The sequence below is a fragment of the Arthrobacter sp. efr-133-TYG-120 genome, from assembly GCF_030209785.1.
Classification (GTDB): Bacteria; Actinomycetota; Actinomycetes; order Actinomycetales; family Micrococcaceae; genus Arthrobacter.
This window is the reverse complement of the sequence record NZ_JARVRI010000042.1, coordinates 1-16,045: the sequence shown is the minus strand read 5'-3', so window position 1 is coordinate 16,045 and position 16,045 is coordinate 1. Positions and strand designations below refer to the sequence as shown.

Annotated in this window: 18 protein-coding genes; 11 read left to right on the top strand and 7 right to left on the bottom strand. The window is 64.1% G+C overall.

The window, feature by feature from the left end:
- The first annotated feature begins 1 nt into the window (after nucleotide 1).
- The 4 genes from QRN51_RS21425 (at nucleotide 2) to QRN51_RS21410 (ending at nucleotide 2,608) form a co-directional block, all read left to right on the top strand.
- Nucleotides 2–292, top strand: a complete 291-nt coding sequence (locus QRN51_RS21425; protein WP_059387345.1) for a hypothetical protein — start codon at nucleotides 2–4, stop codon at nucleotides 290–292.
- 45 nt (nucleotides 293–337) lie between these two features.
- Nucleotides 338–595, top strand: coding sequence for a PspC domain-containing protein (locus tag QRN51_RS21420; RefSeq protein WP_059387344.1), 258 nt, complete (start codon nucleotides 338–340; stop codon nucleotides 593–595).
- Nucleotides 596–751: 156 nt separating this feature from the next.
- On the top strand, nucleotides 752–1,777 hold the full coding sequence (locus QRN51_RS21415) for an ATP-dependent 6-phosphofructokinase (protein ID WP_078108065.1): 1,026 nt from the start codon (nucleotides 752–754) through the stop codon (nucleotides 1,775–1,777).
- Nucleotides 1,778–1,876: 99 nt separating this feature from the next.
- Nucleotides 1,877–2,608, top strand: a complete 732-nt coding sequence (locus QRN51_RS21410; protein WP_284991820.1) for a GNAT family N-acetyltransferase — start codon at nucleotides 1,877–1,879, stop codon at nucleotides 2,606–2,608.
- A 58-nt stretch (nucleotides 2,609–2,666) separates the two neighbouring features.
- Here QRN51_RS21410 and QRN51_RS21405 read toward each other — a convergent pair whose 3' ends face one another.
- From QRN51_RS21405 to QRN51_RS21375, 7 genes are all read right to left on the bottom strand, one after another.
- Entirely contained in the window at nucleotides 2,667–4,196 is a 1,530-nt protein-coding gene (locus QRN51_RS21405) for a DHA2 family efflux MFS transporter permease subunit (RefSeq protein WP_284991819.1), read from the bottom strand.
- A gap of 54 nt (nucleotides 4,197–4,250) precedes the next feature.
- Nucleotides 4,251–4,811 carry a PadR family transcriptional regulator gene (locus QRN51_RS21400; RefSeq protein ID WP_059387343.1) on the bottom strand — a complete coding sequence of 187 codons (561 nt, stop codon included), beginning with the start codon at nucleotides 4,809–4,811 and terminating at the stop codon, nucleotides 4,251–4,253.
- Nucleotides 4,812–4,930: 119 nt separating this feature from the next.
- On the bottom strand, nucleotides 4,931–5,344 hold the full coding sequence (locus QRN51_RS21395) for an ankyrin repeat domain-containing protein (RefSeq protein WP_284991818.1): 414 nt from the start codon (nucleotides 5,342–5,344) through the stop codon (nucleotides 4,931–4,933).
- On the bottom strand, nucleotides 5,341–6,426 hold the full coding sequence (gene ygfZ / locus QRN51_RS21390) for a CAF17-like 4Fe-4S cluster assembly/insertion protein YgfZ (RefSeq protein WP_284991817.1): 1,086 nt from the start codon (nucleotides 6,424–6,426) through the stop codon (nucleotides 5,341–5,343). The genes QRN51_RS21395 and ygfZ overlap by 4 nt, the downstream gene beginning before the upstream one ends.
- 22 nt (nucleotides 6,427–6,448) lie before the next feature.
- Nucleotides 6,449–7,171, bottom strand: a complete 723-nt coding sequence (locus tag QRN51_RS21385) for a flavodoxin family protein (protein WP_059387341.1) — start codon at nucleotides 7,169–7,171, stop codon at nucleotides 6,449–6,451.
- Nucleotides 7,172–7,257: 86 nt separating this feature from the next.
- Nucleotides 7,258–7,857 (bottom strand): nitrobindin family protein, encoded by a 600-nt coding sequence (locus QRN51_RS21380; protein WP_059387340.1) that lies wholly within the window; start codon nucleotides 7,855–7,857, stop codon nucleotides 7,258–7,260.
- Nucleotides 7,858–8,041: 184 nt separating this feature from the next.
- On the bottom strand, nucleotides 8,042–8,776 hold the full coding sequence (locus tag QRN51_RS21375; protein ID WP_284991816.1) for a permease: 735 nt from the start codon (nucleotides 8,774–8,776) through the stop codon (nucleotides 8,042–8,044).
- A gap of 311 nt (nucleotides 8,777–9,087) precedes the next feature.
- Between QRN51_RS21375 and QRN51_RS21370 the strand changes: the two genes are divergently transcribed.
- From QRN51_RS21370 to QRN51_RS21340, 7 genes are all read left to right on the top strand, one after another.
- Complete coding sequence (locus QRN51_RS21370; RefSeq protein ID WP_059387339.1) at nucleotides 9,088–9,786, top strand: winged helix-turn-helix transcriptional regulator; 699 nt, start codon at nucleotides 9,088–9,090, stop codon at nucleotides 9,784–9,786.
- Nucleotides 9,787–10,017: 231 nt separating this feature from the next.
- Complete coding sequence (mshD, locus tag QRN51_RS21365; protein WP_284991815.1) at nucleotides 10,018–10,989, top strand: mycothiol synthase; 972 nt, start codon at nucleotides 10,018–10,020, stop codon at nucleotides 10,987–10,989.
- Nucleotides 10,990–11,092: 103 nt separating this feature from the next.
- On the top strand, nucleotides 11,093–13,342 hold the full coding sequence (locus QRN51_RS21360) for an RNA degradosome polyphosphate kinase (protein WP_284991814.1): 2,250 nt from the start codon (nucleotides 11,093–11,095) through the stop codon (nucleotides 13,340–13,342).
- Between the two features lie 11 nt (nucleotides 13,343–13,353).
- A complete protein-coding gene (locus QRN51_RS21355) occupies nucleotides 13,354–14,322 on the top strand; it encodes an NUDIX hydrolase (protein ID WP_284991813.1) in 969 nt (322 codons plus the stop codon).
- 18 nt (nucleotides 14,323–14,340) lie between these two features.
- Entirely contained in the window at nucleotides 14,341–15,144 is an 804-nt protein-coding gene (locus QRN51_RS21350) for a thymidylate synthase (RefSeq protein ID WP_284991812.1), read from the top strand.
- Nucleotides 15,141–15,728, top strand: coding sequence for a dihydrofolate reductase (locus QRN51_RS21345; RefSeq protein ID WP_284991811.1), 588 nt, complete (start codon nucleotides 15,141–15,143; stop codon nucleotides 15,726–15,728). Before QRN51_RS21350 ends, QRN51_RS21345 begins: the two co-directional genes overlap by 4 nt.
- Nucleotides 15,729–15,730: 2 nt before the next feature.
- On the top strand, nucleotides 15,731–15,955 hold the full coding sequence (locus tag QRN51_RS21340; protein WP_284991810.1) for an NF038396 family protein: 225 nt from the start codon (nucleotides 15,731–15,733) through the stop codon (nucleotides 15,953–15,955).
- The last annotated feature ends 90 nt before the right edge of the window (nucleotides 15,956–16,045 follow it).

Genomic DNA, 16,045 nt, shown 5'->3' with positions numbered 1-16,045 from the left:
CATGAGCACGCACGAACCCACGCAGGCATTTGAAACAGCACCTGAAACCCCGGTTCAAACCGCCCGGGCAAGGGTAGGCACCGTGGTCTGGGGGCTGATTGTCCTGGCACTCGCAGCTTTGATCATCATTTCCAAACTCGGCCTCGTGGTCCTCAACGGCACCTATGTGCTGATCGGGCTCATGATCGGAGCCGGCGCGGCACTCGTGATCGGAGGCCTGGTCTCCGCCCGCTCACGAAAAGACCGCGGGTCCAGCCCGGACTCCGGCGCCGCCGATTCCGACCACCGCTAGCAAGCAGCACGTGACAAAGCAGCCACAACAGGGAAGGCTCTAGCCATGAACAAGTTCTTCAGCATCGTACGGGGCATCGGCCTGAAGCGCGGTCCGCAGCGTTTGATCGGAGGGGTTTGCGGTGGCATCGCCGCCAAGCTGAATGTGGACGTAGCCTACGTCCGCATTGGCTACCTGATCTTCTGCCTGCTACCAGGACCCGCCGTCGTGATCTACGTGGTGGCATGGTTGCTGCTTCCCAACCAAAGCGGCACCATTGCGCTGGAATCCTTCCTCACCCAGCGCTCGCAAGGCAGGAACTAGCACAGCCCGGGTTCGCCCGGGCTGTTTCCTGGTTGTTTCAAAAGTCTCATCCGCGGCGGTCACGGTTTGTGTCCTACCCCACATTGCCCCCTACAATCGTTGTGAGCTCAGCGTGGCGCTCTGCACGTATACCTCCTAGCCAGGATTTGAGCCCTCATGAAAATTGGAATCCTTACCAGCGGTGGCGACTGCCCCGGACTTAATGCCGTCATCCGCGGCGCCGTCCTCAAGGGAATCGCCATCCACGGCCAGGAATTCGTCGGTTTCCGGGACGGTTGGCGGGGCGTCGTGGAGGGCGACGTCATCGACATTCCCCGGACTATGGTCCGCGGTATCGCCAAACAGGGTGGAACCATCCTTGGCACCTCCCGCACCAACCCGTTCGAAAACGGCGGCGGGCCGGATGTCATCAAGGCCCACATGGACCGCCTCGGCATCGACGCCATCATCGCCATCGGCGGCGAAGGCACCTTGGCCGCCGCGAAGCGCCTCACCGACGCCGGCTTGAGGATCGTGGGCGTCCCCAAGACCGTGGACAACGACCTCGACGCCACCGACTACACCTTCGGCTTCGACACCGCCGTCCAGATCGCCACCGAGGCCATCGACCGGCTGCGCACCACGGGAGAATCCCACCACCGCTGCATGATCGCCGAGGTCATGGGCCGCCACGTGGGCTGGATCGCCCTGCACGCGGGCATGGCCGCCGGCGCGCACGCCATCCTGATCCCCGAGCAGAAGGTCAGCATCGAGCAGATCACCGAGTGGGTCCAGGAGGCCCACGATCGTGGCCGTGCGCCGCTGATTGTTGTCGCTGAGGGCTTTGTTCCGGACCACATGGAGGCCCCGCACTCCGAACGCGGCCTGGATACCTTCGGCCGGCCCCGCCTGGGTGGCATCGCCGACCAGCTCGCCCCGGAGATCGAAGCCCGCACCGGCATCGAAACCCGTGCCACGATCCTCGGCCACATCCAGCGCGGCGGCGTCCCGTCGGCTTTTGACCGCGTCCTGGCCACCCGCCTGGGCATGGCGGCCATCGATTCCGTCGTGGAAGGCCGCTGGGGAACCATGGTGGCCCTCAAGGGCACGGACATCGAGCATGTGGGCTTCGAAGCCGCTTTGGGCAAGCTCAAGACCGTCCCGCAGAACCGCTATGACGAAGCTGCGGTGCTGTTCGGCTGAGCCGGTTCTTCACAAGAGCAGATTCTTCAAGGAGCAGGCAGGTACCACCCGGTGCCTGCCTGCTCCTTTCCTTTTCCGGGACTGCATAGACTCGATGTCATGGAACTTGATGCGGGATCGGCGGAAATTGTGCTGCTGGCCTGGGCCCGGCACTTAGGGTTCGACGACGAGGCCTTCAGTTTCGTCTCCGGCTCACCTGCTGCCCGCACCGGGGAGCGGCTGGTCAGGGAAGACGAAGACGCCGAATCCATCACCTTCGTGAGGCTCTTTGGCCGCTCCGCATTGGTGGCTCCCGCGTGGGCGGTGGCTGCCGCCGTCGAACTCTCGGACGATCAACTGAGCGAGCATTCCGCACTATTGCGGATCAGCCGCGAACACGGCGGCCACGGGCTCGGGACGTCGGCGCTGCTGTTCGCCGACGACCTTCCCCTCTTCCGGCCGGGCGGCGAAGTCACCGTCTCGCACGGCCACCCGGAGGCGATCGAGCTGGAGGGCAGGTGCCCTCCAGACGACGTCAATGAAGTCCATCTCTCAAGGATGGACCACCATTTCACCGTGATGGACGGCAACGAACCGGACCGCAAACCGGTGGCCTGCGGCGCCTATGCGGAGTGGCAGGGGATCCTCGCGGACATGGGCGTCCTGGTGCCGCCGGATTTGCGCCGGCAAGGACTTGGAACCCTGGCTGCCTCGATCGCCGCCCACGAGGCACTCGCCTCCGGCCTGACGCTGCAATGGCGAACAGCGCTGGACAACCGGGGCTCCATGGCCTTGGCCCGAAAGCTGGGATTCGTCGACGGGGGCATCCAGACCTCCGTCCTGCTCCGCTAACCGCGAGTTGGCAGACGATGCCCCCATTTTGAGGGCATCGTCTGCCAGTTCGCGCGGGCTAGCCGTCTTGCGAAACAGTTTGAGTCTTAGCCTCGGACGGGGCTGCCGCCGGAGAACCCCAACCCTGGACGGCCTTGGGCTTGCCAAACAACAACGCCGCTACTGCCCCCAGCAGAATCGCAAAAGCGGGCAGCAGGACCGACTGGCTCATCGCGGTCGAGAAGCCGTCGTGCAGGAATTCTGGCAACTTGCCGGTGAATCCCCCTTCGCCTGCCGGGGCAGCGCCTGGCGGGGCCGCGGGCAGCTCAGCCGCGAGCCGGGACTGGATGAGGGCAGCAATCGCGGCCGATCCCAAGACCGCACCGATCTGGCGCGTCGTATTGAAGACGCCGGAACCGGCGCCGGCCGAGCGCGGCGGCAGGTTGCGGGTTGTGGCGTTGGAGACCGGGCCCCAAATGAAACCATTGGCCACGCCCTGGAGGGCGCTGGGCAGCAGGAACATCCAGATGGGAGTGTCCGGCTTCAGCAGCGTCCCCGTCCAGAACAGGGCACCGGACAGGCAGAGGAGCCCGAAGGCCGCGAACCAGCGCGGATTGATCCGGTCGATCAACTTGCCGACAAAAGGTGCCAAAGCGCCGGAGATCACGGCCATGGGGATCATGAGCAACGCGGACTGCGTGGGTGTCAGCCCACGGACTACCTGGTAGTAGAAAATGGTGGGGAGCGGGAACGCTGTGATGGTGAAGCCCACCGCCATGATGGTGGTGTTACCCAAGGAGAAGTTGCGGTCCTTGAACAGGCCCAACGGCAGCAAAGGCTCGCCGCCGCGGCGCTCCAGCAGCCACTGCCAGAGGACGAACACGGCAAGGACAACGAGCCCCGTGATGATCAGTCCCCACACGGTAATGGGCCCGGTGACGGTGCCCCACTTGTAGCTTTGGCCTTCCTGGATGCCGAACACCAGCAGGAACATGCCGGCCGCGGACAGCAAAACACCCACGACGTCGAACTTGTGGCTGTGCGTGGTCAGCTTCGGTACCAGCCGGGTCACGAGGACGAAGGCAACGACGCCGATGGGAACGTTGACGAAGAAGATCCACTGCCAGCCGAGGCCGTCAACCAACACGCCACCGAGGATCGGACCGACGAGGATGGCCATGCCAGCCGTCGCTCCCCAGAGGCCCATGGCCGCGCCGCGGCGGTCCGGCGGGAAGATCCTGGTGATGACGGCCATGGTCTGGGGCGTCATCATGGCTGCGCCGATGCCCTGGACCACCCGGGCCGCGATCAGCATGCCGATGTCGCCCGAGAGGCCGCACCACAGCGAAGCGAGCGTGAAGACCACGAGGCCGATCAGGTAGAGGTTCTTGGGCCCGAAGCGGTCACCGAGCCTTCCGGTGATCAGCAACGGCACGGCGTAGGCGAGGAGGTAGGCGCTCGTCACCCAGATGACGGCGTTGATGTCGGTATGCAGGCCCTCCATGATCCGTGGGTTCGCCACGGAGACAATGGTGGTGTCGATCAGGATCATGAAGAACCCGACCACGAGGGACCACAGTGCGGGCCACGGTTTAGCTACGTTTTCCATGGGTTTCCTTTGACTGTGCTGAATATCTTGCACGTTGGTGCGTTGGCTGGGCGGTTACCACGGCAACTGCCCGCTGCGGAGATCGTTTTGGAAGCTGCGTATCCAGTCGATTTCCGTCCGCAGCATGGTTTGTTGGTACTTGACGTCGATCCAGAACTTAGTCTCGACGCCTTTTGCGGCGACAGCTTCTTCACCGCGGACCAGGAAGTCGAGTTGGTCTTCCAGGTTCGCCACGCGGCGGTCCAGGAGTTCGAGGACGACGCCGGACGGCAGGTTGTGTGCCTCGGCGATCGCGTGGGGGAAGCTCGGGTATTCGTTCACGGGTTCCGCCAGCATGTTCTGGAGGCGCTCGGTCAGCGCCTCCCTGCCGGTTCCCGTGATTCGGTACGTGGTCCGTTCGGGCCGGTTGCCGGCGCGGTCAATGCCCGTGGACTCGACGAAACCCGCCTCTTCCAGGCGGCCGACGGCGTGGTAGAGCGTGCCCGGCCGGACCTTGACCAAGCGGTCCTCGTGACGGGCCATCAGGAGCTGGTACATCTCGTATGGATGCATCGGCGCCTCCACGAGGAGGGCCAATGCGGCGACACCAAGCGGAGTCAGTGCGGCTCGTGCCATTTCCCCATCCTCCGTGCGAACTATTCCACAACAACTATTCCACATGGAATATTTGCCCGCAAGGCAGCCGCCGCGGCCGCGCCGCCAGGCACGGGCTCAGCCCGACGGCCCCCCTTGGCCTATCCGAGCAGTTCGAGAATCTCCGCGCGGGCAAACATCCGGGCGGCCTCGCGCGCTGTGGGGGCACCGGCGTCGGGATCTGCGCCGGCGTCAATCAGAACCCGGGCCACCTCCGTGTAGCCCTTGAAAACCGCGCCGGCCAGCGGAGTCTGGCCACGGTCGTTTGCCCCGTTCGCATCGGCACCGTGGTACAGCAGAAGCTGAACGGTTTCCGCGTGGCCGTGGTAGGCGGCCAGCATCAGGAGAGAGTCGCCTGCGGCAGTGCGCATTCCAGCCGGAGCACCGGCGTTGAGGTAGCTCCGCAGGAGCTCCGAGTTGCCTTCCCTGGCGGCATCGAACAAGGTGTGCGCCAAGGCAATGGCCTCGTCATCGGCACCCGTCGCTTGGGCTTCAGCGTCCGTCGTTTCGCTCATCGATGGGGTCCCTTCAGGAATCCGGTCTGACGCCCCACCACCTGTCCGGCATCGGGCGCAACGATTACTTCCTGGGCGGCCGGATAAGGCTCCTCACCGTCCAGCACGGTCAACACTTCGTGCGGGTCCACAGACCGCTTGATCAGGGCCAGTCCTACTGCCCCCATTTCGAAGTGCTGGGCCACAGATGTCAGCGTACCCACCTTGCGCTCTCCGGCAAATACAACGCTGCCCGGCGCTGGAAGGGTGTGCTGCGAGCCGTCCAATTGCAGGAAAACGAGCCGCCGGGGCGGGTGTCCGAGGTTGTGGACACGGGCAATGGTTTCCTGGCCCTTGTAGCAGCCCTTGGACAAGTGGACCGAGGTCCGGAGGAGATCGAGCTCGTGCGGGATGGTCTTCTCGTCCGTCTCCGCGCCGAGCCGGGGACGCCAGGCAGCAATGCGGAGCGCCTCCGCGGCCAACGAGCCAGCGAGGGCCATGCCCTCAACGGCCGCTTCAAGCTCGTCTGCCGGAATGAGGTACTCGAACCAGGGCCTCTCAAGGCCGGGATGGGAGCTTTCCTCCACCACGCTGTAGGAATAGCCGCCGACGCCGATGTGCGGCCACGGGTCTTCCCAGACGAGCCGCCCGGACCAGGCGTCAACGGGCTTCGTTGAGCCAACGACGGCCCACTCGGCCGACACATCGGCCACCTCGACGCGCAACATGAACCGCATTTTGTTGAGCCACTCGGCCAGCGGGGCAGCCTCGGCGGCTTCGACCAACAGCCAGGCGGTCTCGCCGTCGTCCACCACGCGGGCGTCGAACTCAATGCGTCCCTGAATGGTGAGGAGCAACAGTTCGCTTGAGACGCGCGGCTGGAGGTTGGTCAATTGCTGCGAGGAAAGAGTATTGAGCCAGCTCAGGCGATCCGGTCCGGTGACCGTGACAACGCCCCGGTAGGAAAGATCGACGACGGCGGTGCCTGCGGCGAGTGCGCGCTGCTCCCGCAGGGGCTCGCCGTAGTGGGCCGCGACGCCGGAGTCCTCGCCGCCGCCTTCTACAGCTCCGGGGCGCGACAATAGGGGGCTCGTGTAAGTCATATGTAGTAGAAGTCCTTGGGGCTCAGCGGTATTCCGGGTTTTCAAAATCGAAGCGCGTACCGGCTTTCCATTCGTCCGGGAGGTTCCCGTAGGCAGGAATGCCGCCTACGTCCTTGAGCATCCGGGCGTAGTGGAGCAGGTTCCAGGTCATGAAGGTGGTGTTCCGGTTGGTGAAGTCGCTCTCAGGACCACCGGACCCTTCGTCGAGGTAGCTGGGCCCGGGGCCGACGGCGCCGATCCAGCCGGCATCGGCCTGGGGCGGAATGGTGAAGCCGACGTGCTGGAGGCTGTACAGGACGTTCATGGCGCAGTGCTTGATGCCGTCCTCGTTGCCGGTGATCAGGCAGCCGCCGACTTTTGGATAGTAGGCCCACTGGCCTTTGCTGTTGAGTTGGCCCGAATGGGCGTAGAGCCGCTCGATGAGCTTCTTGGTCTGGGAGGAGTTATCGCCAAGCCAGATAGGACCGGCCACCACCACGATGTCGGCCTCCAGCACCGCCGGATACAACTCCGGCCATTCATCCGTGGCCCAGCCGTGCTCGCGCATGTCCGGATACACTCCGGCGGCAATGTCGTGATCCACGGTCCGGATCACCTGGGTACTGACGCCCTGCTTTTCCATGATGCGCCGGCTGATGGCAATCAGTCCGTCGGTATTGCTCACTTGCGGCGATGGCTTGAGCGTCCCGTTGAAAAAGACCGCCTTGAGATCGTCATAGCTGGCAGGTTTAGTTGCTTCGTTCACTTGCTGCTCCCCTTTGGTTCGAACTGCGAAACGGGACGTTCAGTGAGACCTCTTCGGTGAGACCTTGAAGCTATGTAACAAGCACCCTAGGAGAGCTTGTTCAGGAAAGCCGAAGCGTGGGCCTCGAGCGACTTGCCCGGAGTGGACACATCCCAGCGCCACAACAGATTGCCATCCACGAGGCCGAAGATGCGTGTGGCCGCAGTGTATTCCTTGGAGTGGCCGCCGCGCATCACCATATCGGTGCTCATCTGGATCTGCGGCCCCTTGATTTGACCGTAGTACAGCTCGCTGATGCCACCGGGATGGACAATCGTCACAGTGATGTCGAACCCGCCGTCGGCGTTCCGGTGGGCTTCGACGTCATCGGCAGTTTTCAATACCGGGACGATTTCCGCGGGAATCAAGCCGGGCCCGCCGTCGGCGTCGAGCATTTTCCGCTCCAGCGCCCAAAAGCCTGTCTCCACGGTGAGGGGCCGCAATTTGGTGCCGTCCTCGTCGCTGAGCCAGCTTTCCGCCCGATACTCCAGGTAGGGCAGGCCGTGGTGCGTGAAGGAGACGTGCTGGATGAAGTGATCCGAGTCTTCTTCACCGCTTCCAAGCCGTCCCCGGCCTTCCCACTCACCAATGAGCCAGGAAAGGGGTACCAGTTCGGGTGTCAGGTCGGAAGGAATTTCAATGGGCACAGCAATTACCTCAGTGGACCGGAAGGTACGGGTTGATCAAAATCGATGGGAGCTCTACTTCTGGCCTTTGAAGAGACGGTAAACGACAAAACCAGCGAACCACGCCATCGAGAGGCTGGCCAGGCCGAGGAGGACAAGGAAGAAGATTTCAAATGCAAGTACGGACATGATGCCATCCTAACTGTTAGTAGATGAGTAGTTTGTCGATGAAGTAGCACAAGGCGCCAACCGCCCAAACGGGGGCGACGCCCATTCCAAGGACAGCCTGGAAGTTCAGGCGGCCGAGCCGAAGCGTCACCATCCGACGGAAACTGACCAGGACTGAGCCGATGACGACGCCCACCACGATGGCAGCCACGATCGCGATGTTGGAGAACACCAGGCCTGCCAGCGGAGCCACCAACCCTGCGGCCACGATGCCCAAGGGCGCCACGACCCGGTCCGGCCATCGCAACAAGCCGGCGAGGAGGGCGACCGCGGCGCTGAGGGCAGCGACCAACACCATTTCCTTGATCCCATTGAACCTCGCCCCCGCAATCCAGCCAGCGCCAAGGCAGCTCAGCAGCACACCGGCGCAGCTGCCCAGAGTGGACTCGAGCCGTTGGGCCTGACCGGTTCCGCGGATCAACTGCACGACGAACACCGCAATCACGCCTGCGGCGATGAAGGCCGGAGTTGCATCGAGAAATCCGGGGGCTGGCACGAAGCCGGCAGCCAAGGCTGAACCCGCGCCGCTCAGGCCGATCACCGTGGCGAGCGTTTTCTTCGCCGGGACGGCTAGAAAGTGGGGCCAGCCGATGCCAACCGCGGCCGACGCCAGGATTCCGACGGCGACCAACCCTTCCGTGGGGCCGTAAGAGCTGGCGACGAAAACCGCGAGCGCCACGAGGCCGACCACCCCGATGCTCCAAGACTTCACTGCGCCCCTGACCTCACTGTGTCCCTAACCTCGCCGCGCCTTCATGGGATCCTCGATGGGCCCATTTCGTTCCAAGCCGCGAGCAACCTCCTGCCAATCCTGCCTTATACGGCACAAATATGTCGCAAACATGGGCTGAAGGTGACACGAATCCCTGACGTTGCAGGGGCCTTTGGGTATACTCGGTTGTCAACAGCGCTTCTTGTTGCAACGCTTCCGTTACAACGGAACCACGCCCCATAAGCAGCTACCGGCCGGTGGAAACCCGGTTCAGACGCCCGATGATGCGCGGACCGCCCATTGGAGGAACTATGTCGCACATCCTGCTCCTGACGAACAGCACCGGGTCGTCGGTAGACATCCTGCCCGCCTTGGAGCTCTTGAACCACCGGGTCCACATCCTTCCGGCAGAGCCAACGGCCTTGCTCGAAACCGACCCCACCGACGTCGTCTTCCTTGATGCCCGCAAGGACCTCGTGGGGGCCCGCTCCCTCACCCAGTTGCTCAAAGCCACGGGCTTGAGCGCCCCCCTCATCCTGATCCTCACGGAAGGCGGCATGGCTGCCGTCTCTTCCGCCTGGTCCGTTGATGACATCGTCCTCGACTCGGCCGGCCCGGCCGAAGTCGAAGCCCGGATCCGCCTGGCCGTGGCCCGCGCAATCCCCGGCGAAGAGGAAACCAACACGGAAATCCGGGCGGCCGGCGTCGTGATCGACGAGGCAAGCTACACGGCCCGCGTGAACGGGCAGCCGCTCAACCTGACCTTCAAGGAGTTCGAACTCCTGAAGTATCTCGCCCAGCACCCGGGCAGGGTATTCACCCGTCAGCAGCTTCTCACCGAAGTATGGGGCTACGACTACTACGGAGGCACCCGCACCGTGGACGTCCACGTCCGGCGCCTGCGCGCCAAGCTCGGCGTGGACCACGAGAACCTCATCAGCACGGTCCGCAACGTTGGCTACAGGCTGACGTTGGTCCGCCTGCCGGAAGATGAGCTCACCGAGGCCTAGGCTTCCGAACCCCAAGCTTCGAAGCACAAAGAAGGCCCGGACTCACTGAGTCCGGGCCTTCTTTTGCTTGAGTGGAGGACATACGGGTCGAACGTATCGAGGCCACCCCACTGGTGGATCCCCCTCGTATCCTGCTTCGCGAAGCCGGACGAGATATAGACCTTACACGGCCAACACAGTGCCTGCAAAATCCATCCCGCCAAACCGGCCGGAGACGTATAGCCTTGCAGCATGAGCCCTGCGCACCCGGAGAACTGGCCCGTCCTTGTCGTCAAAGGCGCCTCGGACAACGAGTTGTTGAAAGACATCAAGGCGCTCGCCGCAGCCGCCGAGGAGTCGGACGGCAATCCCCCGCTGTCAGAACAGACCCTGGTCATGCTGCGCGGGGCCGATGCCGGCGACCACTCTGTGCTCGCCCTGGCCCTGTACGCCCCGGACGAGCAGTCCGATCCCGCAAGCGGCCAGGACCTGGCGGGAATCGCCGTCGTGGTTGAAGCGGACGACGGGACCGGAGTCCTGGAAATGGCAGTGCACCCGAGCTACCGCAACCAGGGTGCCGCGGGCCGGTTGCTGGACTCGCTCCGGGACAGCCGCGGGCTCGAGGGGCTGAACGCGTGGTCCCACGGGAATCACGAGGCCGCCGCGGAGCTTGCGGCCCGCTACGGCTACGGTCCGGCGCGCGAACTGTGGAAGATGCGCCTTATGTCCTCCACCGCGGAACTGCCCGACGCCGGCCTGCCTGAGGGAGTCTCGCTGCGCGCCTTCGTGCCGGGTCAGGATGAGTCCGCCTGGCTGGCCGCCAACAGGGCGGCATTTGCCCACCATCCCGAGCAGGGCTCCCTGACCAGGGCCGACCTGGACGCCCGAATGGCCGAGGATTGGTTCGATCCCGCAGGTTTCCTGCTCGCCGTGAACCCGGCCGGGGAACTGCTCGGATTCCATTGGACGAAGGTGCACCCCCGGCAAGGACCCCATCCGGCCATCGGGGAGGTCTACGTCGTGGGTGTGACACCCGCGGCCCAAGGCCTGGGGCTTGGCAAAGCGCTCACTGTCGCTGGCATCAGGTATCTCCAGAGCCACGAACTGCACTCGGTCATGTTGTACGTGGACGCCGACAATACGGCGGCCGTCGCCCTTTACCAGAAACTGGGCTTCGTTCGTTGGGACGTCGATGTCATGTATGCGCCGTTAACCGGGAAGTAACCCGGAACGAAGGCGTATCTGAAAGGCTAGGACATCTAGGATTCCGGTACGTGGAATCCTTGTAGGGTTGAATCAAACCCCGCGCTGAACGAAGGAGAGCCCGATGAATCCGGACCCGGTCGGAACCACCAAAACCGAGGTCAAGGGCGCAACCTTGCCTCCCCGCTTCGGGTCTTCCGAAGTCCCGGCTGCGCGGGCAACCCAGGACCGCATCGACATTCCTGAATTTGCGCCCTCCCTGGAGCCCGAAGGCGACATCAGCCCGGACCGCTTCCTGGACCGCGAGCTAAGCTGGCTCGCCTTCAACTCCCGCGTTCTTGAGCTCGCGGAGGATCCGGACCTCTTCCTCCTGGAGCGGGTCAATTTCCTCTCCATCTTCGCCTCGAACCTGGATGAATTCTTCATGGTGCGCGTTGCCGGCTTGAAGCGCCGCATCGCCACGGGACTCGCGGTGCCCTCCCCCGCCGGACTGAGCCCCATCGAAGTCCTGGAGCAGATCGGCGATGCCGCCCGGAAGCTGCAGGAACGCCATGCGCGCGTATTCGCCGAGCAGATCCGCCCCGCTCTGGCCTATGAGCACATCCACCTCATGCGCTGGGACGAACTCGACGACGAGGCCCAGCACCGCTTGAGCATCATGTTCGGCGAGAAGGTCTTCCCGATCCTCACCCCCCTCGCCGTCGATCCCGCCCACCCCTTCCCCTATATCTCCGGGCTTTCCCTCAACCTGGCCGTGATTGTCCGCAATCCGGTCAGCGACAAGGAACTGTTCGCCCGCGTCAAGGTCCCGGACCAGCTCCCGCGCCTCGTCTCGATCGACGGACCGCGTGCCGGCGCGGTCCCGGGCCGGGTGGCACGCTTCATCGCGCTCGAAGAGGTCATCGCGGTGCATCTGGACAAGCTGTTCCCCGGAATGGAAGTCATGGAGCACCACACCTTCCGCGTCACCCGCAACGAGGACGTGGAAGTCGAAGAGGACGACGCCGAGAACCTCCTGCAGGCACTTGAAAAAGAACTGCTGCGCCGCCGCTTCGGCCCGCCCGTCCGGCTTGAGGTCACCACGGACATCAACCCGAACATCCGCGCGCTCCTGGTGCGGGAACTCGGCGTCGAGGAATCCGAGGTCTACTCCGTTCCGGCTCCCCTGGACCTCCGGGGCCTGTCGGTCATCGGCGGAATTGACCGCGCCGACCTCCACTACCCGAAGCACGTGCCCCACACCTCGCGGTACTTGAACGAATCCGAGACATCCAAGGCCGCCAACGTCTTCGCGGCGATGCGCCGCCGCGACATCCTGCTGCACCACCCGTACGACTCGTTCTCGACGTCGGTCCAGGCCTTCCTGGAGCAGGCGGCTGCCGACCCCAAGGTCCAGGCCATCAAGCAGACCCTGTACCGCACTTCCGGCGATTCCCCCATCGTGGACGCACTGATCGACGCCGCCGAGGCCGGCAAGCAGGTCCTGGCCCTCGTGGAGATCAAGGCCCGCTTCGACGAGCAGGCCAACATCTCCTGGGCCCGCAAACTGGAGCAGGCCGGCGTGCACGTGGTGTACGGCATCGTGGGACTCAAGACGCACTGCAAGTTGTCCCTTGTTGTCCGCCAGGAAGTGGATGGCCTCCGCAGGTATTGCCACATCGGCACGGGCAACTACCACCCGAGGACGGCCCGCTACTACGAGGACCTTGGCCTGTTGACCTCCAATGAGCAGGTGGGCGAGGACTTGTCCAAGCTCTTCAACCAGCTCTCCGGGTATGCTCCGAAGTCGACCTTCAAGCGGCTCCTCGTGGCGCCGCGCTCAGTGCGGTCCGGATTGATCGACAGGATCGAGACCGAGATCCGCAACGCCCGGGCGGGAATTGCCGCCAAGGTCCAGATCAAGGTCAACTCCATGGTTGACGAGGCCACCATCGATGCCCTCTACCGCGCATCGCAGGCCGGCGTAAAGGTCGACGTCATAGTCCGCGGCATCTGCTCGCTGCGTCCGGGAGTTCCTGGACTCAGCGAGAACATCACGGTCCGCTCCGTCCTGGGCCGCTTCCTGGAGCACTCGCGCGTGTTTGCTTTCGCCAATGCCAACGATCCCGTGGTCTACATCGGCTCCGCGGACATGATGCACCGCAACCTCGACCGCCGGGTCGAGGCGCTGGTGCAGCTCTCCAGCCGCGAAGATACAGCCGAGGTCATGGATCTGCTGCGCCGTTACATGGACCCCGGCACTGCCAGCTGGCACCTCGATAACGAAGGCCACTGGACCAGGTTCCACCAGGCCGAGGACGGCTCGCCGCTTCTGGACATCCAGTCCTGGCTGCTTGCCTCCCGGTCCCGCCAACGTGCAGTTGCCCGGCGGTAGGCAGCGAAAAGTTGAAGAGCGATACACCTATTGCGGACCAGACGGACCATCCGGGGGAGCCGATCGCCGTCACGGCGGCCGGCGCCATTCCTTGGCGCGTCACCAAGGGCACCCTTGAGGTCCTGCTGATCCATCGGCCCAAGTACGACGACTGGTCCTGGCCCAAGGGCAAGCTCGACGCCGGGGAAACCATCCCGGAGTGCGCCGTCCGCGAGATCAGGGAAGAGATCGGCCTCAAGGCTGCCCTCGGGATTCCGCTTCCTCCGACGCACTACCATGTGTCGGCCGGGCTGAAGGTGGTGCACTACTGGGCGACGCAAGTCAACGGGTCCATCATCAAGCCGGACGGCCAAGAAGTGGATGCCTACATGTGGGCCGCGCCGGACAAGGCGGCACGTTTCCTGAGCAACCCGACGGATGTGGGCCCCCTCCAGGCGTTGGCGAAGGCCCACCTCAATGGTGAGCTGGAAACATGGCCCCTGATTCTGGTGCGCCATGCCAAGGCCAAGCCGCGATCCTCCTGGACCAAGGCAGAGGGCAGCCGGCCGCTGGCCGTGACGGGCCTGCGCCAGGCACTGGCAGTCGAACGGCTTCTGGGCGTGTGGAAGCCGCTGCGGATCGTGAGCAGTCCCTGGGCCAGGTGTGTGTCCACCATCGCGCCGTACGCCAAGTCAGCCGGAGCCAAGGTGAAACTTGTGGAGGCCCTGACGGAACACCATCACCAGCGGAGCCCGAAGAAGACAGCCGCGATCGTCGAGGGCTTATTCGACAAGCAACGCGGGGTTGCGCTCTGCACCCACAGGCCGGCACTCCCCACCGTCCTGAAGACGCTCGGCGAGCGGATGGGCCCCGAGCTTCACGAGATGCTGCCGGCCCAGGATCCGTACCTGGCGCCTGGCGAGATGATCGTGTGCCATGTGGCCCGCGGAAACGGCCAGCGCGTAGTTGCCGTGGAACAGATCAAGCCCTTCGATGACTGACTCCAGTAAGCTGGGTGCGTGAGCATCCCAACCCCATATGAAGACCTCCTGCGCGACGTCATGGCCAACGGCACGCACAAGTCGGACCGCACGGGCACCGGCACTCGGAGCGTTTTCGGCCGCCAGCTGCGTTTCGATTTAAGCCAGGGTTTCCCGCTCATCACCAGCAAGCGGGTCCACTTCAAATCCCTCGCGCTGGAACTCTTGTGGTTCCTCCGCGGCGAGTCGAACGTGAAGTGGCTCCAAGAGCAGGGCGTCACCATCTGGGATGAGTGGGCAGACGCTGATGGCGAACTCGGCCCGGTGTACGGCGTGCAGTGGCGCAGCTGGCCGACTCCCGACGGCGGGCACATTGACCAGATCGCAGAGCTCATGAAGGGCCTGGCCGCCAACCCGGATTCGCGCCGGCACATCGTTTCGGCCTGGAACGTGTCCGAGATCAAGGACATGGCGTTGCCGCCGTGCCACGCGTTCTTCCAGTTCTACGTTGCCGACGGCAAGCTGTCCTGCCAGTTGTACCAGCGTTCCGCCGACATGTTCCTGGGCGTTCCTTTCAACATCGCCTCCTACGCGTTGCTGACCTGCATGGTGGCCCAGCAGCTGGGCCTCGAGCCCGGCGATTTCGTCTGGACCGGCGGGGACGTCCACGTTTACGACAACCATGTGGAGCAAGTCACCGAACAGCTCTCCCGGGAGCCTTACGAGTACCCGCAATTGCGCTTCGCCCGCAAGCCGGACTCGATCTTCGACTACACCTTCGAGGATTTCGAAGTAGTCGGCTACCGGCACCACCCCGCGATCAAGGCGCCCGTGGCGGTATGAACGCCCAGGAAACTCCCGCCGCGGAGTCGCCTTCCCCCGGGGAGGCCGCGGAAACGCTCAACGGAATCGGCCTCGTGTGGGCACAGACCGGCAGTGGAGTGATCGGCAAAGGCGGGACCATGCCTTGGCACGTTCCCGAAGATTTGCAGCACTTCAGCCGGCTGACAACCGGGCATCCCGTCATCATGGGCCGGAAGACCTGGGAGTCTTTCCCCGCAAAGTACCGTCCCCTGCCCGGCCGCACCAACATCGTGGTGACCCGGCAGCACGGCTGGGCGGACACGCCCGACGCACGTGGCGCCGTCGTCGTCTCCTCGCTTGACGCAGCGCTCCTCGAGTCCCAGTTCGCACCTGGCGGCCAGAACGTCTGGATCATTGGCGGGGGCGAGATTTACCGGCAGTCCATGGACATCGCGAATGTCGCCGTCGTCACGGTCATCGATTCCGACACCGACGGCGACACGTTCGCGCCGGAGTTCGGCGAGGCCTGGAACCTTGAGTCGACAGAGCCGGCTGATGGTTGGCTGACCTCCAAGAACGGCACCAACTACCGGATCGCCACGTGGCGCCGGACGGAAGACTGAGAATGCTGAAGAAACCTGAGACCCTGTTCGTGCTCGGCTACATGTTGTTGCCGCTCTTCGCGCTCCTGTCCGCGATCGTCGGGCTCACTATGATCCTGGGCGGCAACAAGATCCTGGGGATCATCGTCCTGGTCGTGGTGACCCAGGTCTTCGCTTTTGGCGCGTTTTACGCCCTGCGCGCCCGCAAGGCGGCCCTGCTGGAAGAGCCCGACGCCTCACCCAAGTAACTCGCATTTGTTGTCGTTTTGAGCGCCCAAAACGACTGTGAGGATTGGGGTGGCTGGTCTGGGACTGGCTGGCAGAGTAGGTACTGGCCG